Raw genomic sequence first — 26,129 nt, 5'->3', positions numbered from 1 at the left:
CGAGGAGGACATCCGCATGGGACAGCCGCAGCAGCCCGAGGGGGCCGGGGCGGACGCAGCAGCGACCGGTGCCGGCACCGGTACCAGCACCGCCACGGCCGCGGGGACGTCCGCGACCAGACCGCCGCTGCGCGTCGGCATGGTCGGCTACGCCTTCATGGGAGCCGCCCACTCCCAGGGCTGGCGCACCGCCGGCCGGGTCTTCGACCTGCCGCTGGACCCGGTCATGACCGCGATCTGCGGCCGGGACGCCGACGCCGTGCGCAGTGCGGCCGACCGGTACGGCTGGGCGAGCACCGAGACCGACTGGCGGGCCCTGGTGGAACGGGACGACATCGACCTCGTCGACATCTGCACCCCCGGCGACAGCCACGCCGAGATCGCGCTGGCCGCGCTCGCCGCCGGCAAGCACGTCCTGTGCGAGAAGCCGCTGGCCAACAGCGTCGCCGAGGCGGAGGCGATGACCCGGGCCGCCGAGGAGGCGGGCGCGCGCGGCCGGCTGGCGATGGTCGGCTTCAACTACCGCCGGGTGCCCGCCACCGCGCTGGCCCGGCGCATGGTCGCCGAGGGCCGCATCGGCCGGCTGCGGCACGTGCGGGTGGTCTACCTCCAGGACTGGCTGGTGGACCCGCAGGCGCCGCTGACCTGGCGGCTGCGCAAGGAGCAGGCCGGCTCCGGCTCGCTCGGCGACCTGGGCGCCCACATCGTCGACCTCGCCCAGTACCTGACCGGGGAGCGGCTCGCCGGCGTCTCCGCCCTCACCGAGACCTTCGTACGGGAACGCCCCCTGCCCGGGGGCACGGCGCGGGGTCTGTCCGCCACGTCGGCGGCCGGCACCGGCGAGGTCACCGTGGACGACGCCGCCGTGTTCACCGGCCGCTTCGCCTCCGGCGCCCTCGCCTCCTTCGAGGCCACCCGCTACGCCACCGGCCGCAAGAACGCGCTGCGCATCGAACTCAACGGCGAGCGCGGCTCGCTCGCCTTCGACCTGGAGCGGCTCAACGAGCTGTCGTACCACGACGCCACCGAGCCCGGCGAGCACGCCGGGTTCCGCCGCATCCTCGTCACCGAACCCGAACACCCCTACCTGGACGCCTGGTGGCCGCCGGGCCACGGCCTGGGCTACGAGCACACCTTCGTCCACCAGGTGCGCGACCTCGTCCACGCCGTCGCCGAGGGACGCGCCCCCGAACCCTCCTTCGCCGACGGGCTGCAGGTGCAGCGCGTGCTGGCGGCCGTGGAGGAGAGCGCCGAGAAGAACGCCGTCTACACCCCCGTCGCCACCGTGTCGCCGACCGCCGTCTGAGGAGGCCAGAACGCATGCCGCGCAACTTCACGCTGTTCACCGGACAGTGGGCCGACCTGCCCCTGGAGGAGGTCTGCCGGCTCGCCCGCGACTTCGGCTACGACGGCCTCGAACTCGCCTGCTGGGGCGACCACTTCGAGGTCGACAAGGCCCTCGCGGACCCGTCCTACGTGGATTCCCGCCACCAGTTGCTCGACAAGTACGGGCTCAAGTGCTGGGCGGTCTCCAACCACCTCGTCGGGCAGGCCGTCTGCGACGCCGTCATCGACGAGCGCCACCAGGCCATCCTGCCCGCCCGCATCTGGGGCGACGGCGACGCGGAGGGCGTACGGCAGCGTGCCGCCGCCGAGATGAAGGACACCGCGCGGGCCGCCGCCCGCCTCGGCGTCGACACCGTCATCGGCTTCACCGGGTCCGCCATCTGGCACCTGGTCGCCATGTTCCCGCCCGTGCCCGAGTCGATGATCGAGCGCGGCTACCAGGACTTCGCGGACCGCTGGAACCCCATCCTGGACGTCTTCGACGCCGAGGGCGTGCGGTTCGCCCACGAGGTCCACCCCAGCGAGATCGCCTACGACTACTGGACCACGCAGCGCGCCCTGGAAGCGGTCGGCCACCGGCCCGCGTTCGGCCTCAACTTCGACCCCTCGCACTTCGTGTGGCAGGACCTGGACCCGGTCGGTTTCCTGTGGGACTTCCGGGACCGGATCTACCACGTCGACTGCAAGGAGGCCCGCAGGCGCCTCGACGGCCGCAACGGGCGTCTGGGCTCCCACCTGCCGTGGGGCGACCCGCGGCGCGGCTGGGACTTCGTCTCCGCCGGGCACGGGGACGTGCCCTGGGAGGACGTCTTCCGGATGCTGCGCTCCATCGACTACCAAGGGCCGGTCTCCGTCGAGTGGGAGGACGCCGGCATGGACCGGCTCCAGGGCGCCCCCGAGGCGCTCGCCCGGCTGAAGGCCTTCGACTTCGAGCCGCCCAGCGCGTCCTTCGACGCGGCCTTCAACAGCTGATCCACTGATTCACTGATCCACTGATCCACGCCTCCGGCGGCAGGCCGGAACGGGGGCCGGGACATCCGCCGGTCCCCGGTCCGGCCTGCCCGGGCCCCGCTTTGTCCTGCACCGGGAAAAAGGTTCGACCAGGCCCGGTCCAAGGGCTGTTCGCCCCGGACGAACCGGGTTACCGTCCCCTGAAGTGTTCAGGACACACACGTCTCCGGGGTGACGGCGCACCCCGGCGCCCGCACCGCACGCATGCCTTCGCACCCGTTCCGTACGGCCCATTCCGTTCCCGGAGGGACTTCGTGCACAGAAGCAGACTCAGAGGCACCGCCACCACGAGACGGCCCGGACTCCGCACCGCCCTCGCCCTGATCACCGGCCTCTCCCTGGCGGTGGCCACCCCGGCGACCGTCGCCGGCGCCCGGCCCGGCGGCTCCGCGCCCGCCGCGCCGGCGGCCCCCGCCGCGGCAGAGGGGCAGTTCCAGCAGGTGCCGCTCGCCAAGGGCGAACCCGAGACGGGCGAGCCGATGTCGCTCGCCGTGCTCCCGGACCGCAGCGTCCTGCACACCTCCCGCGACGGCACCCTCCGCCTGACCGACCAGGGCGGCGTCACCAAGGTCGCCGGCCGGCTCGACGTCTACAGCCACGACGAGGAGGGCCTCCAGGGCGTCGGCGTCGACCCGGACTTCGAGAAGAACCGGGCGATCTACCTCTACTACGCCCCGCCGCTCGACACCCCCGCGGGCGACGCCCCGGAGACCGGCACCGCCGAGGACTTCAAGAAGTTCGACGGCGTCAACCGCCTCTCCCGCTTCGTCCTCAGGCCCAACGGCACACTGGACCTGGCCAGCGAGAAGAAGGTCCTGGACGTCGCGGCCTCCCGCGGCACCTGCTGCCACGTCGGCGGCGACATCGACTTCGACGCCGAGGGCAACCTCTACCTGTCCACCGGCGACGACACCAACCCCTTCGCCTCCGACGGCTACACGCCGATCGACGAACGCCCGAACCGCAACCCGGCCTACGACGCGCGCCGCAGCTCCGGCAACACCAACGACCTGCGCGGCAAGATCCTGCGCATCAAGGTCGCCGAGGACGGCTCGTACACGATCCCCGAGGGCAACCTCTTCCCGCCGGGCACCGAGAAGACCCGCCCCGAGATCTACGCGATGGGCTTCCGCAACCCGTTCCGCATGAGCGTCGACAAGAAGACCGGCACGATCTACGTCGGCGACTACGGCCCCGACGCCGGCGCCGCCAACCCGAACCGGGGACCGGCGGGCCAGGTCGAGTTCGCCAAGGTCACCAAGCCCGGTAACTTCGGCTGGCCGTTCTGCACCGGCGACAACGACGCCTACGTCGACTACGACTTCGCGACCAGAACCTCCGGCGGGAAGTTCGACTGCGGCGCCCCGAAGAACACCTCGCGCCACAACACGGGCCTCGTCGACCTGCCGCCCGCCCAGCCCGCCTGGATCCCCTACGACGGCGGCTCCGTCCCCGAGTTCGGCAGCGGCTCCGAGTCCCCGATGGCCGGACCGGTCTACCGCTACGACCCGGCCCTCGACTCCAAGGTGAAGTTCCCCGAGGAGTACGACGGCGACTTCTTCGCGGGCGAGTTCGGCCGCCGCTGGATCAAGCGGATCGAGCAGAACGGCGACGGCACGGTCGCGAAGATCAACGACTTCCCCTGGACCGGCACCCAGATCATGGACATGGAGTTCGGCCCCGACGGCGCCCTCTACGTCCTCGACTACGGCCTGTCCTGGTTCCAGGGCGACAAGGACTCCGCGCTCTACCGCATCGAGAACGCCGCGGACGGCTTCTCCCCGATCGCCGAGGCGAGCGCGGACAGGACCTCCGGCGCGACCGGACTGAAGGTCGCCTTCACCGGCTCCGCCAAGGACGCCGACTCCCCGGACCTCACCTACAGCTGGGACTTCGGCGACGGCACCAAGGGCGAGGGCCTCACCCCCACCCACAGGTACCGGAAGGCCGGCACCTACACCGCGACCTTCACCGCCAAGGACCCCGAGGGCAACACCGGCAACGCCAGCGTCCGCATCGTCGTCGGCAACACCGAGCCCAAGGTGAGGATCGACGTCCCGGGCAACGGCAGCCTGGCCGCCTTCGGCGAGCCCGTCCCCTTCAAGGTGACCGTCACCGACCCCGAGGAGACCGTCGACTGCTCCAAGGTCAAGGTCGTCTACAGCCTCGGCCACGACTCCCACGCCCACGAGCTGACCAGTGAGACGGGCTGCGAAGGCACCCTCAACCCGCCGCCGGGCGACGGCGGTCACGATCCCAACGCCAACATCTACGGTGTCGTCGGCGCTGCCTACACCGACGGCGGGGCGAACGGCCAAGAGGCCCTGACCGGCACCGCCCGCACCGTCATCCAGCCGCTGCACCGCCAGGCCGAGCACTTCACGACCCAGTCCGGTGTGAGGACGTACGACAAGGCCACCGCCAACGGCGGCAAGACCGTCGGCGACATCCACGACGGCGACTGGATCTCCTTCAGCCCCTACCGGTTCGACGGGCAGAAGAAGATGACCGTACGGGCCTCCTCCGGCGGCACGGGCGGCTTCGTCGAACTGCGCACCGGCTCGCCCGACGGGCCGCTGCACGGATCGGCGTACATCCCGCCGACCGGAAGCTGGGAGACCTTCCAGAACGTCGACGTGCCGCTGCGCGCCCTGCCGAAGCGCACCACGGAGATCTACCTGGTCTTCCGGGGCGGCACCGGCGCCCTCTTCGACCTGGACGACTTCGAGTTCTCCAAGGAGCCGTTCAAGCAGGGCAAGAAGGTCCTGGTCTTCTCGAAGACCGCGGGCTTCCGGCACGACTCCATCCCGGCCGGCATCGCCGCCCTGAGGGAGATCGGCGCCCCCGCCGGCATCACGGTCACGGCGACCGAGGAGGCCAGGCAGTTCACCACCGCCAACCTCGCCAAGTACGACGCGGTCGCCTTCCTGTCCACCACCGGCGACGTCCTCGACGCCGACCAGCAGAAGGCGTTCGAGGACTACGTCGAGAACGGCGGCGGCTACATGGGCATCCACGCCGCCGCCGACACCGAGTACGACTGGGAGTTCTACGGCGGTCTCGTCGGCGCCTACTTCCACTCGCACCCGGCCATCCAGAAGGCCACCGTCCGCGTCGAGGACCACGACCACCCGGCCACCGCCCACATGGGCGACACCTGGGAGCACACCGACGAGCTGTACAACTACCGCTCCAACCCGCGCGAGCAGGCCAAGGTCCTCGCCACCCTCGACGAGACGACGTACCAGGGCGGCACCATGAAGGGCGACCACCCGATCGCCTGGTGCCGGCCCTACGAGGGCGGCCGCGCCTTCTACACCGGCCTCGGCCACACCAAGGAGTCCTACGCCGACGAGACCTTCCGCGCCCACCTGCTCGGCGGACTGCAGTACTCCACCGGCCAGGTCAAGGCCGACTGCAAGCCGGACAAGGGCTACCGGAAGATCTTCAACGGCCAGACCCTGGACGGCTGGAAGCAGGCCGGCCCCGGCGGGTTCACCGTCAAGGACGGCGGCGTGATGGAGTCCGAGGGCGGCATGGGCCTGCTCTGGTACCAGGCCAAGGAGCTGAAGTCGTACTCCCTCAAGCTCGACTGGAAGATGCAGGGCGACGACAACTCCGGGATCTTCGTGGGCTTCCCGGCCTCCGACGACCCCTGGTCCGCGGTGAACAAGGGCTACGAGATCCAGATCGACGCCACGGACGCGCCCGACCGCACCACGGGCTCCGTCTACTCCTTCAAGTCGGCGAACATCAAGGCCCGTGACCAGGTCCTGCGCCCGCCCGGCCAGTGGAACTCCTACGAGATCAAGGTCCAGGGCGAACGCCTCCAGGTGTTCCTCAACGGAGTCAAGATCAACGACTTCACCAACAAGGACCCCCAGCGGAGCCTGACCGACGGATACATCGGCCTGCAGAACCACGGCGCCGACGACCAGGTCTCCTTCCGCAACATCCAGCTGAAGGAACTGCCCTCCTAGGGCGAACCCCCCTTCGGGGGTGACCGGAACGGCGGCGGGCGGAGGACGCCGGACCTCCGCCCGCCGTCTCCCCGGGCCACACACCCGGCACCCCGCTCGTCCCCTTCCGGCACCACCACCCGGTTCGCGTACGACAAGGAGGCTGCCCATGTCCGCCGAACCGTTCCTGCCCGCCCCCTCCCCGGCCCCGCGCTTCGGCGTCTGGCTCATCGGGGCACGCGGCTCCGTGGCGACGACCGCGATCGCGGGCTGCGCCGCCGTCACCGCCGGGCTCCATCCGCCCACCGGCATGGTCACCGAGACCCCCGACTTCGCCTCGAGCGGACTGCCCCCGCTGTCGTCCCTCGTCTTCGGCGGACACGACACCCTCGACTGCCCGCTGCCCAAGCGCGCCGAACACCTCGCCGCCGGCGGCGTCCTGCCGCACGGGCTCCCCTCCGCCGTGCATGCCGAACTCGCCGCCGCCGACCGGGAGATCAGGCCCGGCGGCCCCCTGCCCGGCGCCACCGGAAGCGACCCCGGCCGCACCGCGGACGAGTGGATCGACGTGTTCGCGGCCGACATCCGCGACTTCGTGCGCCGCCAGCACCTCGCGGGCGCCGTCGTGGTGAACGTCGCCTCCACCGAGCCCGCGCCCACCGACGACACGCTGCCGCCCAGCTCCCTCTACGCGGCGGCCGCCCTGCGCGCCGGCTGCCCCTACGTCAACTTCACCCCCTCCACGGGCCTGCACCACCCGGCGCTGGCCCCGCTCGCCGACTCCGCGGGCGTGCCGTACGCGGGCCGCGACGGCAAGACCGGGCAGACCCTGCTGCGCTCCGTCCTCGGCCCGATGTTCCGGCAGCGCGCCCTCGCCGTGCGCGCCTGGTCCGGCACCAACCTGCTGGGCGGCGGCGACGGCGCCGCCCTCGCCGACCCCGCGGCCGCCGCCGCCAAGAACGCCGGCAAGGAACGCGTCCTCGCCGACACCCTCGGCGCGGCCCCCGAGGGCGAGGTCCACATCGACGACGTCCCCGCGCTCGGCGACTGGAAGACGGCCTGGGACCACATCGCCTTCGACGGCTTCCTGGGCGCCCGCATGATCCTCCAGACCACCTGGCAGGGCTGCGACTCGGCGCTCGCCGCCCCGCTCGTCCTCGACCTGGCCCGGCTGACCGCCCGCGCCCGGGAGAAGGGCCTGACCGGGCCGCTGGGCGAACTCGGTTTCTTCTTCAAGGACCCGGTGGGCGAGGGCCCGTCCTCCCTGGCCGAGCAGTACGCGGAGCTGAGGCGCTTCGCCGCGCGGCTGCGGGACGACGTCGACGACCGGGGAGCGCGGCGATGAGCCGCGTGGTCGCCACGGCGCGAGGCGTGTCCACGCCCGCCGGGACGACGGCGGCCGACGGCCCCGCCACGGAGGCCGCCGCCCGGACCGCCACCGGCGGCACGGCACCCGGCACCCCCCGCCCGCGCTCCGGCCGCGCGGGCGCCTGGGCCGAGCTGCTGCGCCTGCCCGCGCTGTTCACCGTCCCCGGCGACGCCCTGGCCGGCGCCGCCGCGGCCGGTGCCCGCCCCGGGCCCCGCACCCTGCTCGCCATCGGCTCCTCCCTGTGCCTGTACGAGGCCGGCATGGCCCTGAACGACTGGGCGGACCGCGCCGAGGACGCCGTGGAGCGCCCGCACCGCCCGATTCCGTCCGGCCGCGTCCGCCCGGCCGCCGCGCTCACCGCGGCCGGCGTCCTCACCGGTGCCGGACTGGCGCTCGCCGCCGGTGCCGGGCGCCCCGCCCTCGCCGTGGCCACCCCGCTGGCGGCCACCGTCTGGGCCTACGACCTCGCCCTGAAGCACACGCCCGCCGGCCCCGTCGCCATGGCCGCCGCCCGCGGGCTGGACCTGCTCCTGGGCGCCGCCGCCACCGACGCCGGTCCCCGCGCCGCGCTGCCGTCCGCCGCGCTGCTCGGCACCCACACCCTCGCGGTCACGGCCGTCTCCCGCCGGGAGACCACCGGCGGCTCGGTCCTGGCGCCGCTGGCGGCCCTGGCGACGACGGGCGTGCTGACCCGGCTGGTCACCCAAAGCCGCACCCGACTCCCGGCAGGCCGGCGGGCAGCAGCCGCCCCCGGCCTGCCGGGCTCCACCCCGGCCGGGCTCCCGGACGCGACCTCCGGCGTCTCCGGACCGACGGGCCCGGGGCGGGCCGAGCCCTTGCCGCTGACCCCGGCCGCCGGTGTGTTCGGGCCGCCGGACCGGGACGGGGCGCCGGTCCGGGTGACCGCTGCCCTCACCACCGCCCTGGGCGCCGCCTACGCCGTCACGGCCGCCCGCCCCTACTTCCACGCCGTCCTCAACCCCTCACCCCCGCTCACCCAACGCGCCGTCGGCGGCGGCATCCGCGCCACGGTCCCGCTCCAGGCCGCGCTCGCCGCCCGTTCCGGCGCTGCCGCCACGTCGCTCCTGGTCGCGGCCCTGGCCCCGGCCGGACGGCTGTTCGCGCGAAGGGCCGCCATGAGGAAGGTGAGCATCACATGAGCCCGCACCTTCCCCGGACACCGCACGGGCCCCGGACACCGCACGGGTCCCAGGCGCCGCACGGGTCCCAGGCGCCGCACGGGTCCCAGGCGCCGCACGGGCAGGCGGTCCTGGATGGGCAGACGGCCCCGGACGGCCGCTCCCCGCACCCCCTCCGCTTCGGCTACGGCACCAACGGTCTCGCCGACCTCCGTCTCGACGACGCCCTCGCCCTCCTCGCCGACCTCGGCTACGACGGCGTCGGCCTCACCCTCGACCATATGCACCTCGACCCGCTCGCCCCCGACCTGGCCGCCCGCACCCGCCGGGTCGCGCACCGGCTCGACGCGCTCGGGCTTCAGGTCACCGTGGAGACGGGCGCCCGCTATGTGCTCGACCCGCGCCGCAAGCACGGCCCGTCCCTCCTCGACCCCGCCCCGGAGGCCCGCGCCCGCCGCACCGGCCTCCTCCTGCGGGCCGTCCGGATCGCCGCCGATCTCGGCGCGCACGCCGTGCACTGCTTCAGCGGCGTCACCCCGCCCGGCACGGACGACGACACGGCCTGGAAACGCCTGACCGAGTCCCTGACCCCGGTCCTGGACGCCGCCGCCACCGCCGGCGTGCCCCTGGCCGTCGAGCCCGAACCCGGCCACCTCCTGGCCACCCTCGCCGACTTCCACGTACTGCGCCGCGCCCTCGGGGACCCCGAGCACCTCGGCCTCACCCTGGACATCGGCCACTGTCAGTGCCTGGAGCCCCTCCCGCCCGCCGACTGCGTGCGCGAGGCGGCTCCCTGGCTGCGGCACGTACAGATCGAGGACATGCGCCGCGGCGTCCACGAACACCTTCCCTTCGGAGAGGGCGAGATCGACTTCCCGCCCGTCCTGGAGGCCCTCGCCGCCACCGGCTACCAGGGCCTGACCGTCGTCGAACTGCCCCGCCACTCGCCCGCGGGGCCACACTTCGCCGAACACTCCCTCCCGTTCCTCCGCCGGGCGGCAGCGGCGTCCGCCCCCGCGAACCACCGGGGCGAGCCCTCCGCCACCCTCTGAAGGGAGCCAGCTCATGACCGGACCGCACGCCGGCCGTGTCGCCCAGGACGCGGACGGCACCCTCACCCAGGGACCCGGCCGGACCGGGGAAGGCACCCCAGGCACCCCCGCCGTCCCCGCCACCCCCGCCGTCCCCGCCACTCCAGCCATCCCCTCCACCCCCACCACCCCGGACACCACCCCCGCCCGCATCCCGCCGGCCGACCTGCGCACCGCGCTCGCCGCCCGGCTCGACGGGCCCGCCCGCGCCTGGCTCGACCAGGCCCTGGACGAGGCCGCCACCCACCCCGGCATCCACGGCCCGATCTCCGTGTGGGAACTGCGCCTCGCCGAGGCCGGCCGCCGCTGCGGCCCGGCCCACGCCGACGCGGCCCGCGTCCTCATCCTGCACGCGGCCCGCCCCGCCGCCGACGCCCTGACCCGGGTCTACTTCCAGGGCACCGCCGACGAACGCCGTGCCGTCCTGCACGCCCTGCCGCACCTCGTGCCCGGCCCCGACGCCCTCCCGCTCGTCGAGGACGCCCTGCGCACCAACGACACCCGGCTCGTCGCCGCCGCCCTCGGTCCGTACGCCGCCCGGCACCTGGACGCCCACCAGTGGCGGCACGCCGTACTGAAGTGCCTGTTCACCGGCGTCCCCGTCGACCGGGTGGCGGACCTGGACCGGCGGGCCGCCGGGGACGCCGAACTCGCCCGCATGCTCGCCGCGCTCGCCGCCGAACGCACCGCCGCGGGCCGTCCCGTCCCCGACGACCTGCACCGCGTCCTGGCCCTGACCGGGCCGCCGCCCACCGCGCGCGGCACGGCCGACCCCCACGGCAAGGAGTCCTGATGCGCATCTTCGACCCCCACATCCACATGACCTCCCGCACCACCGACGACTACGAGGCGATGTACGCCGCGGGCGTCCGCGCCGTCGTCGAGCCCTCCTTCTGGCTCGGCCAGCCCCGCACCTCTCCCGACTCCTTCCGCGACTACTTCGACGCCCTCCTCGGCTGGGAACCCTTCCGCGCCGCCCAGTACGGCATCGCCCACCACTGCACGATCGCCCTCAACCCCAAGGAGGCCAACGACCCGCGCTGCGCCCCCGTCCTGGACGAACTGCCCCGCTATCTCGTCAAGGACCGCGTCGTGGCCGTCGGCGAGATCGGCTACGACGCGATGACCCCCGCCGAGGACAAGGCCCTCGCCGCACAGCTCCAGCTCGCCGCCGACCACGGGCTGCCCGCCCTCGTGCACACCCCGCACCGCGACAAGCTCGCCGGCCTGCGCCGCACCCTCGACGTGGTCCGCGAGTCCGCGCTGCCCACCGACCGGGTCCTGGTCGACCACCTCAACGAGACCACCGTCGAGGAGGCCAGGGACAGCGGCGCCTGGCTCGGCTTCTCCGTCTACCCGGACACCAAGATGGACGAGCGGCGCATGGTCGCCCTCCTGCGCAGGTACGGTCCCGAACGCGTCCTGGTGAACTCCGCCGCCGACTGGGGGAAGAGCGATCCGCTCAAGACCCGCAAGGTCGGCGACCTGATGCTCGCCGAGGGCTTCACCGAGGACGACGTGGACCGGGTGCTGTGGCGCAACCCCGTCGCCTTCTACGGCCTCAGCGGCCGCCTGAGCCTCGACGTGACGGAGTCCGGCGCCACCCACGAGGGCAACTCCATCCTGCGCGGAGGGGAGTGAGCGATGCGCTTCCGCCACCCCGACGGCTCCACCGTCCACCTCGCCTACTGCACCAACGTCCACCCCGCCGAGACCCTCGACGGCGTCCTCGCCCAGCTCCGCGACCACTGCGAACCCGTCCGCAAGCGCCTCGGACGCGACCGCCTCGGCATCGGCCTGTGGCTCGCCCGCGACGCCGCCCACGCCCTGGTCACCGACCCGTCCGCCCTGCGCGGACTGCGCGCCGAACTCGACCGGCGCGGCCTCGAGGTCGTCACCCTCAACGGCTTCCCCTACGAGGGCTTCGGCGCCGAAGAGGTCAAGTACCGCGTCTACACACCCGACTGGGCCGACCCCGAACGCCTCGACCACACCACCTCCCTGGCCCGCCTCCTCGCCGGCCTGCTCCCCGACGACGTCACCGAGGGCAGCATCTCCACCCTGCCGCTGGCCTGGCGCACCGCCTACGACACCACCCGCGCCGACAAGGCCCGCACCGCCCTGGTCACCCTCGCCGAACGCCTCGACGCCCTCGAGGAACTGACCGGCCGCTCCATCCGCATCGGCCTCGAACCCGAACCCGGCTGCGTGGTGGAGACCACCGGCGACGCCATCGCCCCGCTCACCGCCGTCGCCCACGACCGCATCGGCGTCTGCGTCGACACCTGCCACCTCGCCACCTCCTTCGAGGACCCGCACACCGCCCTGGACGCCCTGGCCGAGGCCCGCGTCCCCGTCGTCAAGTCCCAGCTCTCCGCCGCCCTGCACGCCGAACACCCCTCCGCTCCCGAAGTCCGCGAGGCCCTCGCCGCCTTCGCCGAACCACGCTTCCTGCACCAGACCCGCACCACCACCGCGGACGGCGGCCTGCACGGCACCGACGACCTCGGCGAGGCCCTGGCGGGCGACGGCCCGCTGCCCGGCACCGCGCCCTGGCGCGCCCACTTCCACGTCCCGCTGCACGCGGCCCCCGCCGCACCCCTCACCTCCACCCTGCCCGTGCTGAGAACCGCCCTGGCCCGCCTCGTCGGCGGCCCGCACCCGCTCACCCGCCACCTGGAGGTCGAGACCTACACCTGGCAGGCCCTCCCGCCCGAGCTGCGGCCCCGCGGCCGCGCCCAGCTCACCGACGGCATCGCCGCCGAGCTCACCCTCGCCCGCGACCTGCTGACCGACCTCGGCCTCAAGGAACTGCCATGACCCCGACGCCTCCCTCCGGCGGACCGACCCCGCTCCTCGTCCTGGACGTCGTCGGCCTCACCCCCCGCCTCCTCGACCACATGCCCCACCTCAAGAGACTCGGCCAGGCCGGCTCCCGGGCCCCGCTCGGCACCGTCCTGCCCGCCGTCACCTGCGCCGCCCAGACCACCTTCCTCACCGGCACCCATCCCCGCGAACACGGCATCGTCGGCAACGGCTGGTACTTCCGCGAACTCGGCGACGTCCTGCTGTGGCGCCAGCACAACGGACTCGTCACCGGCGACCGGCTCTGGGACGCCGCCCGCCGCGCCCACCCCGGCTACACCGTCGCCAACATCTGCTGGTGGTACGCCATGGGCGCCGACACCGACTACACGGTCACCCCCCGCCCCGTCTACTACGCCGACGGCCGCAAGGAACCCGACTGCTACACCCGGCCCCCGGCCCTGCACGACGAACTCACCGAGAAACTCGGCACCTTCCCGCTGTTCCACTTCTGGGGCCCCGGCGCGGACCTGGTATCCAGCCGGTGGATCATCGACGCCACCCGGCACATCATGGCCACCCGCCACCCCGACCTGACCCTCTGCTACCTCCCTCACCTCGACTACGACCTGCAGCGCTTCGGCCCCGACGACCCCCGCTCCCTGAAGGCCGCCACCGACCTCGACACGGCCCTGGCCCCGCTCCTGGACGACGCCCGCGCCGAAGGCCGCACCGTCGTCGCCCTGTCCGAGTACGGCATCACCCGCGTGAACCGGCCCGTGGACATCAACCGCGCCCTGCGCCGCGCCGGACTCCTCGAGGTCCACACCCAGGACGGCATGGAGTACCTCGACCCGATGACCTCCCGCGCCTTCGCGGTCGCCGACCACCAGATCGCCCACGTCTACGTCCGCCGCCCCGAGGACCTCGACGCCACCCGCGCCGCCCTCGACGGCCTGCCCGGCATCGAGACGCTCCTCGACGACGAGGGCAAGAAGGCCCACCACCTCGACCACCCGCGCGCCGGCGAACTCGTCGCCGTCGCGGAGCCGGACGCCTGGTTCACGTACTACTACTGGCTCGACGACGACCGCGCGCCCGACTTCGCACAGCTCGTCGAGATCCACCGCAAACCCGGCTACGACCCGGTCGAGCTGTTCATGGACCCGCTCGACCCCTACGTCAAGGTCAAGGCGGCCACCGCCCTGGCCCGCAAGAAACTCGGCATGCGCTACCGCATGGCGGTCGTGCCCCTGGACCCCTCACCTATTCGCGGCAGCCACGGCCGCCTCCCTGCGAGCGACGACGACGGTCCGCTCCTCATCTGCTCCACCCCCCGCGCTGTCGGCGACCGCATCGAGGCCACCGACGTCAAGCAACTCCTGCTCCGGCTCGCCGGACTCGGATGATCCACGCCGCGCACAACGGCGGACGACCCCCGAGATCCAGCTACGGAGAGTGAAACACACGGCACTGACAACGGCCCGCCCGGACGACATCGGCGCAGGCCACGACCCAGAAGGCAGGAACCCGTGACCCTGTTCCCCGACCCCACCCGCACCGACGCCTCCCACCCCGGCACGGCCTCCGCCGGCCCGGACGAGGCACTGCGCCGTACCCTCGGCGTCGGCCGCCGGCGCTTCCTCACCACCTGCACCGCCGTCGCGGCCGGCGCGATCGCGGCCCCCGTCTTCGGCGCCGCACCGGTCATGGCCCACGGCCGGGACGGAGACCACGACCACGGTCACGACCGCGGCGGGGACGTCCTCGTCCCGTCGGGCAAGCGCGGCATCATCCTGTACACCGTGCGCGACGCCACGGGCCGCGACCCCCTCTCCACGGACCTGCCCTCCGGCTTCCGCGAGGTGTTCAAGCAGCTGGCCCGCTACGGCTACCGTCAGGTCGAGTTCGCCGGCTACCGCCAGCACGCGAACGCGCCCGGCGGCGCCGACCTGGGCACCGTCGCCGGCGCGAAGCTGCTGCGCTCCTGGCTCGACGAGTACGGCCTGCGCGCCCAGGGCAGCCACGGCTTCATCCCGCCGTCCTGGCCGCTGACCGCGGCGGACCTGGACACCTTCAAGCGGAACCTGGAGATCGCCAACATCCTCGGCATGGAGCACATGGGCACCGGCGGCGACCCCACCGGCAGCTCCCACCGGGCCGACTGGGACGTGGCCGCCGACAAGTGGAACACGCTCGGCGCCATCGCCCGCCGCGAGGGCGTCAAGCTCTACACCCACAACCACGACGCGGCCTACGGCTTCCTGCTCGACGGCGGTCCCCTGGACGCCCAGGGCCGCCCGACCCGCAGCTCCGGCATCCGGAAGCTGGAGTACTTCCTGAAGATCACCGACCCGAAGTCCGTCTGGCTGGAGATGGACATCTTCTGGGCACACGTCGCCCAGTACAAGTTCCGCACCTACACGGCGCACGACGGCTCGACCAGGGAGAAGATCTTCGACCCGGCCGGGCTGGTGGCACGCAACAACAAGCGCTACCCGCTGTTCCACGCCAAGGACGGCGTCGTCAACACCACCAACGGCCAGGGCTACGACATGGTGCCCTTCGGGACGGGCGTCATCGACTACCGGACCTTCTTCACCCGCGTCGGCCACCGCAACTACCACAACCCGATGGTCGAACAGGACAACGCCCCGAGCGCCACCGACCCGGGCCAGTCCCTGCGGCACGCCAAGACCGGCTACGACAACCTCGCGGCCCTCCGCAAGCGGCGCCGCTAGCCGCACGCGCCGCCGTACCGCAGTACCTCCGTACCGCGTACGGCGCGTGCCGACGGTGATCATTCCGTCACCCCCGGTGCAACCCCGGGCGACGCCGCGCCCGCACACCCCGCGGCGTCGCCCGGGACGAGGAAAACGCAGGTGAAAGGCGCTCCGAAACCTTGGTATGGTTGTCCATGTCGCCGCGGGGAACGCCCCGCACGGCGGCAGACACCTAGTCCGGGTGGCGGAATGGCAGACGCGCTAGCTTGAGGTGCTAGTGCCCTTTATCGGGCGTGGGGGTTCAAGTCCCCCCTCGGACACAAGATCAGGCAGAGGCGAGATGCCGACCGGGAGAGATCCCGGTCGGCATCTCGCGTTTTTCTTCTTCGGCCGCGTCGGCCGCAGTGCCCCGGACGCCGGGGGAAAAGCCGGTGCGCCGCCTGTCCCGGTCTCCCTACACTCGCCACGACACCGAGAACGAGTGAGGGGAGGCGGACCGTGCGTATCAGCGCCGCTGCCGTCGTCCCCCCGACCCGGTCCGAGGTGATCCTGGTGTCTCGTGCCGCCCGGTGCCCGCTGCGCGGCCGGCACCGGATGCCCGCGACGAGCATCTGACGTTCCCGCACGCCCGCCTCCCGCGGAGGCCGGTGCCCCGGTCCGTCCTCGTCTCCGTCCTCGTCCGGGGAATCGCGCCGCCCTGTTCACCGACCAGCGAAAGGCCACGGGCCGTGCGCACCCACGTCAACCCCCTCACCACCGTCCGCAACCTCGGCATCCTCGCCCACGTCGACGCCGGCAAGACCACCGTCACCGAGCGGATCCTCTACGCCACCGGCACGACGCACAAGCGCGGCGAGGTCCACGACGGCACGACCGTCACCGACTTCGACCCGCAGGAACGCGACCGCGGCATCACCATCTTCGCCGCGGCCGTCAGCTGCTCCTGGGACGGCCACCGGATCAACCTGATCGACACCCCGGGGCACGTCGACTTCGCCGACGAGGTGGAGCGCTCGCTGCGCGTACTGGACGGCGCGGTCGCCGTGTTCGACGCCGTCGCGGGCGTGGAACCGCAGAGCGAGTCCGTGTGGCGGCAGGCCGACCGGCACGGCGTGCCGAGGATCGCGTTCGTCAACAAGATGGACCGGGCCGGCGCCGACCTCGACGCGGCCGTCGGCTCGATCCGAGAGCGGCTGCACCCCGTACCGCTGGCCGTGCAGCTGCCCATCGGCGCGGAGGACGGCTTCACCGGCGTCGTCGACCTGCTGCGCATGCGCGCGCTCGTGTGGACGGACGGCGCGGAGACGGCCGAGGAGCGTCCGGTGCCGGACACCCTGCGCGAGGAGGCCGCACATCGGCGGCGCCTGCTGGAGGAGGCGGTCGCCGAACGGCACCCGGCCGCGCTGGAGGAGTTCTGCGACCGGGAGACGCTGACCGCCGGCACCCTCGCCGCGGCGCTGCGCGACCTGACCCGCACCGGTGAGGCCGTGATCGTGCTGTGCGGCTCGGCCTACCGCAACCGCGGCGTCGAACCGCTGCTGGACGCCGTGATCGCCTACCTGCCGTCCCCCGTGGACGTACCCCCGGTGCGCGGCACGCACGACGGCGCGGAGCAGGAACGGGCCGCCGACCCGGCGGCTCCGGTGGCCGCGCTGGCGTTCAAGGTCAACGCGACGCCGACGGGACGCCTGACGTATCTGAGGCTGTACTCGGGCACGCTCGAGAAGGGAGACACCGTGTGGGACGCGGGCACGCGCCGCACCGAGCGCATCGGCCGCATCCTGCGGGTGCGCGCCGACCGGCACGACCCGCTGGAACGGGCGGTCGCCGGGGACATCGTCGCCGTCGTCGGCCTGAAGGCCGCCCGCGCCGGCTCGACCCTGTGCGCGCCGGGCGCTCCGCTCGTCCTGGAACCTCCGGGCGTGGCCGAACCGGTCGTGCACGTGGCCGTCGAGGCCCGCCGGTCCGCCGACACCGACCGGCTGGCCACCGCGCTGGCCCGGCTGACCGAGGAGGACCCCTCGCTGGCGGTGCGCACCGACCCGGAGACCGGGCAGACCGTGCTGTCCGGCATGGGCGAACTGCACCTGGAGGTCGCGGTGGAACGCGTCCGGCGCGAGCACGGCCTCGAGGTCGCCGTGGGCCGTCCGGGCGTGGCGTACCGCGAGACGGTCGGCGAAGGCGTGTCCGGTTTCGTCTTCCGGCACGTCAAACAGGACGGCGGCGCCGGGCAGTTCGCGCACGTCGTGCTGGATGTCGAGCCGTGGGCCGAGGGTGGTTTCGTGTTCCGTTCGGCGGTCGTCGGCGGGCGCGTGCCGCAGGAGTACGTCCGTGCCGTCGAGGCCGGCTGCCGGGACGCCCTGTCCGAGGGCCCCCTCGGGGGGCACCCGGTGACCGGGCTGCGGGTCACCCTCACCGACGGCCAGACCCATGTGAAGGACTCCTCGGACACCGCCTTCCGCACCGCCGGCCGGCTGGGCCTGCGCGACGCCCTGCGCGCCGCGGTGATGGTCCTGCTGGAGCCGGTCGTGGAAGTCACGGTCACCGTGCCCGAGGACGCGGTCGGCGGTGTGCTCGGCGACCTCGCGGCCCGCCGCGGCCGGGTCACCGGGTCGCAGACGCGGGCCGGTGCGGCGGTCGTCACGGCCACCGTGCCGCTGGCCGAACTGTTCGGCTACGCGACGCGGCTGCGCAGCCGCACGCAGGGCCGGGGCACCTTCACGGCCCGGCCCACCGGCTACGCGCCGGCTCCGGCGTCGTCACCCGCGCCGGTGCGGACACGGTGAGGTGAGGTGAGGCGGCCGGGCCCCGGAGCATCCGGGGCCCGGCGCCCGCCCGCCCGTCCGTCATCCACCGGAGAGCAGGCTCTCCAGAGTGCGCGCCGTGGACGGATGGCGAGCCAGCAACTCGGCACCGGCACCGGCACCGACGCCGCCGTCGGTTCCGGAAGGCGACGGCGTTCCCGTCCACCCGCCGTCGCAGCCCAGCAGCTCCGCCATCGCGTCGCACGCCGCCGGATGCGCGGACAGCAGGGCGACTCCCGTCGGCGCCGGGGCGTCGGGCACCGCCCACCCCCCGGTGCAGCCCATCAGCCCGGCCAGCGCGTCGCAGGCCGCCGGGTGGGCCGTCAGGAGCGCGGCACCTCGGCGCCCGGCCTCCGCGGCCCCCGCCCGGCTCAGGCCTCCGCCCGGCAGCGCCGCCGGTGTCCGCCACGGCGGCACCCACGCGTCCAGGGCGTCCAGCCGACCCGGGAAGATCCGTCCGGCCTCCCGGATCAGCAGCGGGGCGAGCTCCGACGCACCGGACCGCAGCGTGGTGATCAGCAGCGGCAGCCACGGCAGCAGCACCGCGTCCGGCAGACGTCCGAACGCGTTCGACACCGCCTCCACCACCACGTCCGCCAGCCCCGGCACCGGCCCCAGCGCGTGCACGAAACCGCTCAGGTACCGCGGGTACGCGGTCACCACCAGCGGATTGTCGAGCAACGCGTCACACCGCTCCCGCAGTTCCGCCCGGGACAGGGTGCCGAGCTGCACCTGCGCCGCCCACAGCAGCGCCGTCTTCGACGCGTCCTCGGGGTGCGACTGGGCGACCGCCAGCTCCAGCTGGGCCCGGTCGCAGCCCAGCGACAGGGCGAGCGACTCCATGCTGAACAGGAAGCCGAGCATCGCCGCGACCTGCCCGACCGTCGCGTCCTCGTCCTGGAACGCCGTCGGCAGCAGCGTGCAGTAGTGCGCGTACCCGGTCTTGACGAACGACTCGATCCAGCCCGGCAGCACCGGCTCGCTGGTCCGGTAGTACGCCAGCAGCGCACGCACCCGGCGCAGCACCTCCGGCGCGCCGTCCACGCTGCGTTCGGTGGCGAGCACCTTCAGCGCGTGGGTGCCCAGCTCGTCGGCGAGACGGCGGCTGCGCAGATACAGCGTCGCGTCCTCGACGGCGGCCAGCACGGTCGCCGTCGTTGCCTGCGGCCCGTACGCGTCGCGCCGCAGCCGCTGCTCCAGCACCTGCTCGATGCTGACACCCTCGTAACCGAGCTCGATCAGCGCCCGCTGGTGGGTGCCGATCGCCAGGTCCCAGGACTCCTGGAGCGACTGCTCGCCGAGCCGGCGCTCACCCATGATCGGCCGTGCCGCGCCGTGCGGCATCAGCCGCCGCAGCATCCACAGCACGTCGGAACAGGCCCGCAGCTCCGGACGCGACACCATGTCCAGCAGGGCGCGCTGCACGCCGCGCTGCTGGAGCTTCAGCCCCAGCGGCGCCAGCCGGTCGTGCACGTCCTTGGCGAGCGGCGGCAGCGCGTCGTAGCCGACCTGGCCGATCCGGTCGCCGCCCATCATGATCTCGACGAGACGCCGCACGTCCCGCCGCCCCGGCACGACGTCCTTCTCGATGCAGGTGACCGCCGCGTCCTGGAAGTCGTACGGCGTCGGCTTGGCCCGGTCCCGCATGCCGGCCAGCAGGATCGACGTCTCGAAGACCGCGATGGCGTCGGCGGTGGAGGCGAGGTAGCCGCCTCGCCGGGCCGCGCGGACGATGTCCACGGACCAGCCCAGCAGTTCGGCCTCGTCCAGGCCGTCCAGCACGGGCGGCCTGCGCAGGAAGCCCGACAGCCGGTCGGCGGAAGCGGACGTCGGCGTCACACCGGTGGCGGGCTCCCCACCGCGGGGCCTCACCGCCGCGGCCTTCTTCGACGGCGCCTTCTTCGCGCCCGCCTGACCCTCCAGCCGGTACGGCCGCACACGGGTGCGCTTCAGGCTCTTCGCCCACTCCGTCGCGGCGATCGACACCGACCCGGCGGCCAGGCCGAACTGCGCCTCGATCGCCGCGTGACTGGACGGGATCAGCCCGTACTGCCAGGTGGTGGCGGAACGCGGCGAGATCGTGAACGTGTCCGCACCGCGCACGCCGAACTCCTCGACGCGGCTGGCCGCGTGGAACGCCCCGCACACGTACAGGCAGTCCGCCGGATCGGTCCCGGTCGCCGCCAGATGCTCGCGCATCCGCGTCCACATGTACCGCTCGCGGTCCTCGTCCACCCGCAGCCGGGCGGAGTCGCCGGGCGCGAGCCGCCGGAACAGGCTGCCGATGAGGAACATCACCTGACGGTAGGTGTCGTGGTCGGCTGCGCCGTCACCGAGCGGCACCTCGACGTACTGGTGCCACCACTCCGACCAGTGCCGCACCTTGCCGTGGCGCAGCAGATGCTCCTCCAGCTCGGCGAAACGGGGCCGCAGATCGCCGATCTCGACGCCGACGGCCTCCCCGTGCAGCCCGGCCCCCTCCTCGGCCGGAGCGTCCGTGTCCTCCGCCCCGGCGTCCCGCGCCGTCTCCTCGCCGCGTGCGTCCCACTGGAAGACGTGGTCCGCGGACCGGTCGACGAGGACCAGCTCCACTCCCGGCGTGTCCAGGGCGTACGCGATGGCCTGGTACTCGGCGGACGCCTCCGTCACGGGCGCGACGACCGACAGCGGCGCCCACTCCTTGGGGAAACCGTCGACGTCACCGGCGAACGCCTGCACCGCCACCGGCAGCCGGCAGTTGCGCAGCTCGGTCAGCAGCGGCGCCATGTCCTCGCACAGCTCCAGGTACACCACCTTCGGCTGCTTCTCCCGCAGCCGCCGCGCCATCGCGGTCGCCGAGGCGGGGGAGTGGTGGCACACGGGGAAGATCTCCAGCGGTTCGCGCACCGCCCGGTCGACGTCGTCGACCATGCCGAGGAGGATGCCCTCCAGCGCGTCGGGTCCGCCGGCGAAGGCGGCGGCCGCCTCCTGCAACTGCCCGCGCAGCGCGGCGAACGACGTGCTCTGTCGGGGCCCGCTCATGACAGCGTGGCGATCGCGTCGCGGCCGCCCTCCAGGAACTCGGGCCAGCAGCCGCCCTCCTCCTTGCTGCGCGGCTCGACGACACCGTGCAGGTACTTGTTGAGGATGGCCAGGTCCTCCGGCTCGCGCCGGGTCAGGGAACCGACCAGCGAGGAGGCGAGGGCACGGGCGGTCAGGGCGCGCTCACCGAAGAAGTTGCTGTGCAGGACGGCGTCCTCCAGCACGCCGATCTGCTCCGCCGTCGACAGCGCCGACTCCAGCTTCTCGTCGTCGCTGCCGGCCGCCGCGGCCGACGCCCGCAGGTCGGCGAAGCTCTGCAGCAGCACGTCGAGCAGCGTCGGCGGCACCTCCAGGTCGATGGAGTGCCGGCGCAGCAGCTCCTCGGTGCGGAAACGGACGATCTCCGCCTCGCTCTTCTTGTTCGTCACCACCGGGATCCGCACGAAGTTGAAACGGCGCTTGAGCGCGGACGACAGGTCGTTGACGCCCCGGTCGCGGCTGTTGGCCGTGGCGATGATCGAGAAACCGGGCTTGGCGAACACGATGTTGTCGTCCCCGCCGCCGCTCTCCAGCTCCGGTACGGAGATGTACTTCTCGGACAGGATCGAGATCAGCGCGTCCTGGACGTCACTGGTGGAGCGGGTCAGCTCCTCGAAGCGGCCGATGGCGCCCGTCTCCATCGCCGTCATGATCGGCGAGGGGATCATCGACTCCCGCGACTGCCCCTTGGCGATCACCATGGACACGTTCCACGAGTACTTGATGTGGTCCTCGGTGGTGCCGGCCGTGCCCTGCACCACCAGCGTGGAGTTGCGGCAGATCGCGGCCGACAGCAGCTCGGCCAGCCAGCTCTTGCCCGTGCCCGGGTCGCCGATGAGCAGCAGGCCCCGGTCGGAGGCGAGCGTCACGATCGACCGCTCGACGAAACTGCGGTCGCCGAACCACTTCTGCGACACCTCCCGGTCCAGGCCGTCGGCACGCTCGGAACCCAGGATGAACAGACGGACCATCTTCGGCGACAGCCGCCACGAGAACGGCTTCGGGCCGTCGTCGATCGACTCCAGCCAGTCGAGCTCCTCGGCGTACTTGATCTCGGCGGGCGCGCGCAGCAGGTCGGACATGAGGGAAAACCTTTCGTACGTTGACCGGTGGGACTTGGTGCGTGGGTGACGGACGTGCGCCCGCCGGTCAGGTGAGGAACGTCTTGAGCTCGTGCACGAGCTTCTTGATGTGGCCGGAGATCACCGGCGTGCCGAGGTCCTTGAACCGCTCCCGGAACCACGGGTTGACACTGCCGCGCCCGGAGCTGGTCACCGAGCCGACCGGGATGAACTTCGCCCCCGACCGGTGAACGGCGGCCATGCTGTCGAACAGCTCCTGCTGACGCCATTCGTAGAAATCGGAGATCCACACCACCACCGTGTTGCGCGGCTCGGCGATCTTCGGCTGGGCCAGCGCCATGGCGACGGTGCCGTCGGTGCCGCCGCCCAGCTTGGTGCGCAGCAGCGTCTCGAACGGGTCCTGCGCCCACGGCGTCAGGTCCAGCGCCTGCGTGTCGTACGCGATCAGGTGGACGTCCACCTTCGGCAGCCCGGCGAAGATGGACGCCAGGATGGTGCAGTTGACCATCGAGTCGACCATCGACCCCGACTGGTCCACGACGACGATCAGCCGCTGCGGCGTCGTCTTCCGGCTGGTGTGCCGGTAGTAGAGACGGTCGACGTAGAGCCGCTCCTCCTCCGGACTCCAGTTGGTGAGGTTCTTCCAGATGGTGCGGTCCAGGTCGAGATTGCGGAACACCCGCTTCGGCGGCACCGACCGGTCCAGCTCGCCGACGGTGGCCTTCTCCACCTGGGTGCGCAGCACCTCGGTGACCTCGTCGACGTAACGCCGGATCAGCGCCTTGGCGTTGGCCAGGGCCACGCCGGAGAGGTTGTCCTTGTCCCGCAGCAGCTGCTCGATCAGGGACATGCTCGGCGTCAGCCGCGCGGCCAGCTGCGGATCGGCCAGCACCTCGCGCAGGTGCATGCGCTTGACCAGATCGCCCTCCATGGCACCGAGTTCCGGGCCGATCTCGGGGATCAGCCGGCTCAGGTCGGGGGAGGGCGCGCCGAATCCGGTGCCGGTGGGGCCGACGCCCGCCCCGCCACCTGCCCGGTGCGCGCCGCCGCGACCGCCGCGCAGCTCGCCGGGCCGGCAGCCCAGCGCCCGCTCCAGCCAGCCGGCGTCCGACTGCCAGCGCGCCAGCCGCTCGGCGGTGACGGTGCCGGGCGGATTCGCGAACACGTTCAGCAGCACCTTCGACGCCAGCGCCGCACGCCGCACCTCGGCGGCCCGGTCACGCGCCCCGTCCTCCTCCGGCCCGGGCGTCATCAGCCCGTCGAACTCGCCGGCGAGCTCCGGATGCCGCTGCACCACGGAGTCGACGGACGCGCCCGGGTCCAGCAGCGCGGGCGGCAGACCGATGTCCTCGACCACGGCGAGGCTCGCCGACTCCAGCGACGCCTGCTCCTCCGGGTCGAACAGCCGCGCCAGCAGCCGCCAGTACAGCACCTGCCGCCGGCTCTCGTACGCATCGGGCTCGGGGACGTCCCCGTCGGTGTGACGGCTCATTTCCGCAGCAGCTTTCCCGCTCGTTCGCGCAGTACCGTGACGGCGTCGGTGGCGGCCTTCTCCGCCCGCACCCCGGCCTTGTCCGTCGTCCCCCCGGCCCACGCCCCGGCGTGCACGGCGACCGTCTTCTTCCGCACCGTCCGCTCCACGGCGAGCGGCTGCAGCAGGAACTCCCCGGCGTCCCAGCGCAGCAGCCCCACACACGCGCCGGACGCGGCGACCACCTTGGGCGTGAGCGGCCCCGCGGCCGGCACCCGGCCGGCGTCGACGGCGACACGGTGCCCGGCGACCACCAGCGCCATCCCGTCCTCGTCCTCCTCCACGGCGTACCCCTCCACCAGCACGGGCACGGCCATCCGCGCCGGATGCCGGTCCAGCGGCGCCACCGGGAAGGCGACGGCGGTGGGCAGGGCCACCCGGGCCGTGGCGAACACCTCGGCGAGCTCACCGGCGCGGGCACGGGCGTCGTCCCACACCAGGTCTCCCTCGGCGGTGACGGACATCGCGTCCAGCTCCATCGCACGGCCCTCGCTCACCGCCGCGAGCAGCGACATGCGCGGTCGCAGCAGCTGCCACAGCCCCGCCCCGACGACCGTGTCCGGCTTCGGCGCGGACACCGACGCCCGCACCAGCCGGGCCGCGCCCCCGTCCGACGGCTCCAGCACCGCGTGCACCTGCGCCTGTACGGCGGTGGCGTGCTCCTGCACGTCCACCCCGAGCGGCAGCAGCCGCCCCGACACCTTCGCCACCGCACCGGCGCGGGCGGCCCCGGGCAGCGTCAGCAGCAGGGCGCGCGACCACAGGTCGGCCCAGCGCCGCACCGGCACCCGTTCCAGCGTCGCCCCCGGGCAGGAGGCGGCCAGCTCGGCCGCGAACCCGTCCAGCAGCGTGGCCGGGCGGCGCAGCGCCGGATCGGGCAGCATCGCGGAGACCACCGGCGCGGCCCCGGCGACGAGCTCGTGGTCGATGCCCTGCCACCCGGCCCGGGCGAGATCGCACAGCCAGCTGCGCGCCGCGAGAAGCAGGTTCCCCGCAGGCTCCTCGCCCCCGCCCGGAGCGTCCCCGCCCGGTACGGCACCGGCCGTCTCGGCGTCCGGCCGCCCGGTGACCTCCCCGACCCGGCCCATCAGCGCGTCGTGCACCGAACCGAGCAGAGCGGTACGGGCCGCCGCGAGCGCGACGAAGTGGTCCTCGCCCCCGGCCCCCGCGGCCGTCTTCTCGGCGGCCTCCGCGACCCGCGCCGCCAGCGGCGACCCCGCCACGGCGTCGGCCAGCCCGGTCAGCCCGCCGGCCTGCGCCGGCTGCGGCCGCAGCAGACCGCCCACCAGCACGTCGTCGAAGCCGTCCACGGCCGCGAGCGCCTCGTCCAGTCCGTCGACGCCGTCGGACAGCAGATCGGCACGCATCAGGCCACCGCCCTCGTCGTCGGGAACCACTGCATCTCGGGCAGCGGCGCGGTCGTGGCGTCCAGTTCGAGGTAGGTCAGCTGCCGCAGGAACCGGCTGAACACCTGGGCGGCGGCGGAACTGTCGTCCTGCGGGGGCCGCGCACTCGTCATCCTCAGGGTGACGGCCTGGGCGTCCGGCTCCTCCGCCTCGACCTCCACCTTCAGATACCGCGCGACGCGCTCGACGCCGTACTGCAGCACGGCCTCCCCGACGAGCGCGCGTATGTGGTTGCAGAACATGCCGCGCGCCCCGCCGCAGGGCCGGTTGTTGTTCGTGCTGCACGAGAACGCGTACGTCCCCGCGGCCACCGACGACACGTACACCCGCCCGATGTCCGACCCGCTGGACACCACGCCCTGCAGCCGCCCGTCGGCCAGCTCCACGAACGGCACCTTCGCCAGCTTCCGCGGCCGCGCGGCCGGCACCACCCGTGCCGTGCTCGACCTCTCCCAGACCGACAACGCACCATCTCCCATGCATGCGAAAGGGGACGTTCACGCCACCCCGGCGGAACGAGAACGAACTTATCGGCGACCACTGACAACGCCTCCGGCCGCTGACGGCCGCCTGTGGACGACGGGGCGTGCCGGCCCCGGCGTCGTCCCTGTTCCGCACCTTGACGGTGAGCCGGAAGTGGCCACTACTTGTGCAAGGGACGTTGGGTGACTGTCCATCTCCGTGTCAGCGGAAGGCAGGAGCGGCGACGCATGGTCGTACCCGGTCCACGAACCACCGAAAGCGCGCCCGCAGGGCCGTGCGCCGAAGATTCGCGGCCCCGACCCGAACCCGACACCCGTGC

Annotated in this window: 17 protein-coding genes and 1 tRNA gene; 13 read left to right on the top strand and 5 right to left on the bottom strand. The window is 73.3% G+C overall.

Annotated elements, in window-relative coordinates; all coding sequences use genetic code 11:
- Positions 1-16 precede the first annotated feature (16 nt).
- The 13 genes from ACFYOJ_RS30020 to fusA all read left to right on the top strand — a co-directional run bounded on the left by ACFYOJ_RS30020 (position 17) and on the right by fusA (position 18,230).
- Positions 17-1,306, top strand: a complete 1,290-nt coding sequence (locus tag ACFYOJ_RS30020; protein ID WP_356555283.1) for a Gfo/Idh/MocA family oxidoreductase — start codon at positions 17-19, stop codon at positions 1,304-1,306.
- Between the two features lie 14 nt (positions 1,307-1,320).
- Positions 1,321-2,319, top strand: coding sequence for a sugar phosphate isomerase/epimerase family protein (locus tag ACFYOJ_RS30015; protein WP_356555285.1), 999 nt, complete (start codon positions 1,321-1,323; stop codon positions 2,317-2,319).
- Positions 2,320-2,612: 293 nt separating this feature from the next.
- A complete protein-coding gene (locus ACFYOJ_RS30010) occupies positions 2,613-6,338 on the top strand; it encodes a ThuA domain-containing protein (protein WP_356555286.1) in 3,726 nt (1,241 codons plus the stop codon).
- Between the two features lie 148 nt (positions 6,339-6,486).
- Positions 6,487-7,662, top strand: a complete 1,176-nt coding sequence (locus tag ACFYOJ_RS30005) for an inositol-3-phosphate synthase (protein ID WP_356555288.1) — start codon at positions 6,487-6,489, stop codon at positions 7,660-7,662.
- Positions 7,659-8,846: an SCO3242 family prenyltransferase gene (locus tag ACFYOJ_RS30000; protein WP_356555289.1), complete on the top strand. Its 1,188-nt coding sequence runs from the start codon at positions 7,659-7,661 to the stop codon at positions 8,844-8,846. The genes ACFYOJ_RS30005 and ACFYOJ_RS30000 overlap by 4 nt, the downstream gene beginning before the upstream one ends.
- The gene (locus ACFYOJ_RS29995) at positions 8,843-9,877 is read left to right on the top strand and encodes a sugar phosphate isomerase/epimerase family protein (RefSeq protein ID WP_356555291.1); all 1,035 of its coding nucleotides are present in this window, start codon (positions 8,843-8,845) and stop codon (positions 9,875-9,877) included. The genes ACFYOJ_RS30000 and ACFYOJ_RS29995 overlap by 4 nt, the downstream gene beginning before the upstream one ends.
- 13 nt (positions 9,878-9,890) lie before the next feature.
- Complete coding sequence (locus ACFYOJ_RS29990) at positions 9,891-10,709, top strand: EboA domain-containing protein (RefSeq protein WP_356555292.1); 819 nt, start codon at positions 9,891-9,893, stop codon at positions 10,707-10,709.
- A complete protein-coding gene (locus ACFYOJ_RS29985) occupies positions 10,709-11,557 on the top strand; it encodes a TatD family hydrolase (protein ID WP_356555294.1) in 849 nt (282 codons plus the stop codon). Before ACFYOJ_RS29990 ends, ACFYOJ_RS29985 begins: the two co-directional genes overlap by 1 nt.
- A gap of 3 nt (positions 11,558-11,560) precedes the next feature.
- Complete coding sequence (gene eboE, locus ACFYOJ_RS29980) at positions 11,561-12,736, top strand: metabolite traffic protein EboE (protein ID WP_356555296.1); 1,176 nt, start codon at positions 11,561-11,563, stop codon at positions 12,734-12,736.
- Positions 12,733-14,130: a nucleotide pyrophosphatase/phosphodiesterase family protein gene (locus tag ACFYOJ_RS29975; protein WP_356555297.1), complete on the top strand. Its 1,398-nt coding sequence runs from the start codon at positions 12,733-12,735 to the stop codon at positions 14,128-14,130. Before eboE ends, ACFYOJ_RS29975 begins: the two co-directional genes overlap by 4 nt.
- Positions 14,131-14,253: 123 nt before the next feature.
- On the top strand, positions 14,254-15,462 hold the full coding sequence (locus tag ACFYOJ_RS29970) for a sugar phosphate isomerase/epimerase family protein (protein WP_356555298.1): 1,209 nt from the start codon (positions 14,254-14,256) through the stop codon (positions 15,460-15,462).
- 217 nt (positions 15,463-15,679) lie between these two features.
- Positions 15,680-15,764: transfer RNA gene (locus ACFYOJ_RS29965), tRNA-Leu, on the top strand.
- A gap of 408 nt (positions 15,765-16,172) precedes the next feature.
- Entirely contained in the window at positions 16,173-18,230 is a 2,058-nt protein-coding gene (gene fusA, locus ACFYOJ_RS29960; protein WP_356555299.1) for an elongation factor G, read from the top strand.
- A 60-nt stretch (positions 18,231-18,290) separates the two neighbouring features.
- On the opposite strand, the gene ACFYOJ_RS29955 is transcribed toward fusA, so the two are convergent.
- The 5 genes from ACFYOJ_RS29955 to ACFYOJ_RS29935 all read right to left on the bottom strand — a co-directional run bounded on the left by ACFYOJ_RS29955 (position 18,291) and on the right by ACFYOJ_RS29935 (position 25,806).
- A complete protein-coding gene (locus ACFYOJ_RS29955) occupies positions 18,291-21,269 on the bottom strand; it encodes a hypothetical protein (protein WP_356555300.1) in 2,979 nt (992 codons plus the stop codon).
- Positions 21,266-22,390 carry an AAA family ATPase gene (locus tag ACFYOJ_RS29950; RefSeq protein WP_356555302.1) on the bottom strand — a complete coding sequence of 375 codons (1,125 nt, stop codon included), beginning with the start codon at positions 22,388-22,390 and terminating at the stop codon, positions 21,266-21,268. Before ACFYOJ_RS29950 ends, ACFYOJ_RS29955 begins: the two co-directional genes overlap by 4 nt.
- Positions 22,391-22,457: 67 nt before the next feature.
- Positions 22,458-23,882 (bottom strand): VWA domain-containing protein, encoded by a 1,425-nt coding sequence (locus ACFYOJ_RS29945; RefSeq protein WP_356555303.1) that lies wholly within the window; start codon positions 23,880-23,882, stop codon positions 22,458-22,460.
- The gene (locus tag ACFYOJ_RS29940; protein ID WP_356555305.1) at positions 23,879-25,288 is read right to left on the bottom strand and encodes a hypothetical protein; all 1,410 of its coding nucleotides are present in this window, start codon (positions 25,286-25,288) and stop codon (positions 23,879-23,881) included. The genes ACFYOJ_RS29945 and ACFYOJ_RS29940 overlap by 4 nt, the downstream gene beginning before the upstream one ends.
- Entirely contained in the window at positions 25,288-25,806 is a 519-nt protein-coding gene (locus ACFYOJ_RS29935; protein ID WP_356555307.1) for a hypothetical protein, read from the bottom strand. Before ACFYOJ_RS29935 ends, ACFYOJ_RS29940 begins: the two co-directional genes overlap by 1 nt.
- Between the last annotated feature and the right edge of the window lie 323 nt (positions 25,807-26,129).

The sequence above is a fragment of the Streptomyces sp. NPDC006384 genome, from assembly GCF_042870695.1.
In the GTDB taxonomy this organism is placed as follows: domain Bacteria; phylum Actinomycetota; class Actinomycetes; order Streptomycetales; family Streptomycetaceae; genus Streptomyces.
This window is presented reverse-complemented; position numbering and strand designations above follow the sequence as displayed.

Coding starts and splice junctions, on each gene's coding strand:
- ACFYOJ_RS30020 (WP_356555283.1), top strand. CDS start 17: ATGGGACAGCCGCAGCAGCCCGAGGGGGCCGGGGCGGACGCAGCAGCG.
- ACFYOJ_RS30015 (WP_356555285.1), top strand. CDS start 1,321: ATGCCGCGCAACTTCACGCTGTTCACCGGACAGTGGGCCGACCTGCCC.
- ACFYOJ_RS30005 (WP_356555288.1), top strand. CDS start 6,487: ATGTCCGCCGAACCGTTCCTGCCCGCCCCCTCCCCGGCCCCGCGCTTC.
- ACFYOJ_RS30000 (WP_356555289.1), top strand. CDS start 7,659: ATGAGCCGCGTGGTCGCCACGGCGCGAGGCGTGTCCACGCCCGCCGGG.
- ACFYOJ_RS29995 (WP_356555291.1), top strand. CDS start 8,843: ATGAGCCCGCACCTTCCCCGGACACCGCACGGGCCCCGGACACCGCAC.
- ACFYOJ_RS29990 (WP_356555292.1), top strand. CDS start 9,891: ATGACCGGACCGCACGCCGGCCGTGTCGCCCAGGACGCGGACGGCACC.
- ACFYOJ_RS29985 (WP_356555294.1), top strand. CDS start 10,709: ATGCGCATCTTCGACCCCCACATCCACATGACCTCCCGCACCACCGAC.
- eboE (WP_356555296.1), top strand. CDS start 11,561: ATGCGCTTCCGCCACCCCGACGGCTCCACCGTCCACCTCGCCTACTGC.
- ACFYOJ_RS29975 (WP_356555297.1), top strand. CDS start 12,733: ATGACCCCGACGCCTCCCTCCGGCGGACCGACCCCGCTCCTCGTCCTG.
- ACFYOJ_RS29955 (WP_356555300.1), bottom strand. CDS start 21,269: ATGAGCGGGCCCCGACAGAGCACGTCGTTCGCCGCGCTGCGCGGGCAG.
- ACFYOJ_RS29950 (WP_356555302.1), bottom strand. CDS start 22,390: ATGTCCGACCTGCTGCGCGCGCCCGCCGAGATCAAGTACGCCGAGGAG.
- ACFYOJ_RS29945 (WP_356555303.1), bottom strand. CDS start 23,882: ATGAGCCGTCACACCGACGGGGACGTCCCCGAGCCCGATGCGTACGAG.
- ACFYOJ_RS29940 (WP_356555305.1), bottom strand. CDS start 25,288: ATGCGTGCCGATCTGCTGTCCGACGGCGTCGACGGACTGGACGAGGCG.
- ACFYOJ_RS29935 (WP_356555307.1), bottom strand. CDS start 25,806: ATGGGAGATGGTGCGTTGTCGGTCTGGGAGAGGTCGAGCACGGCACGG.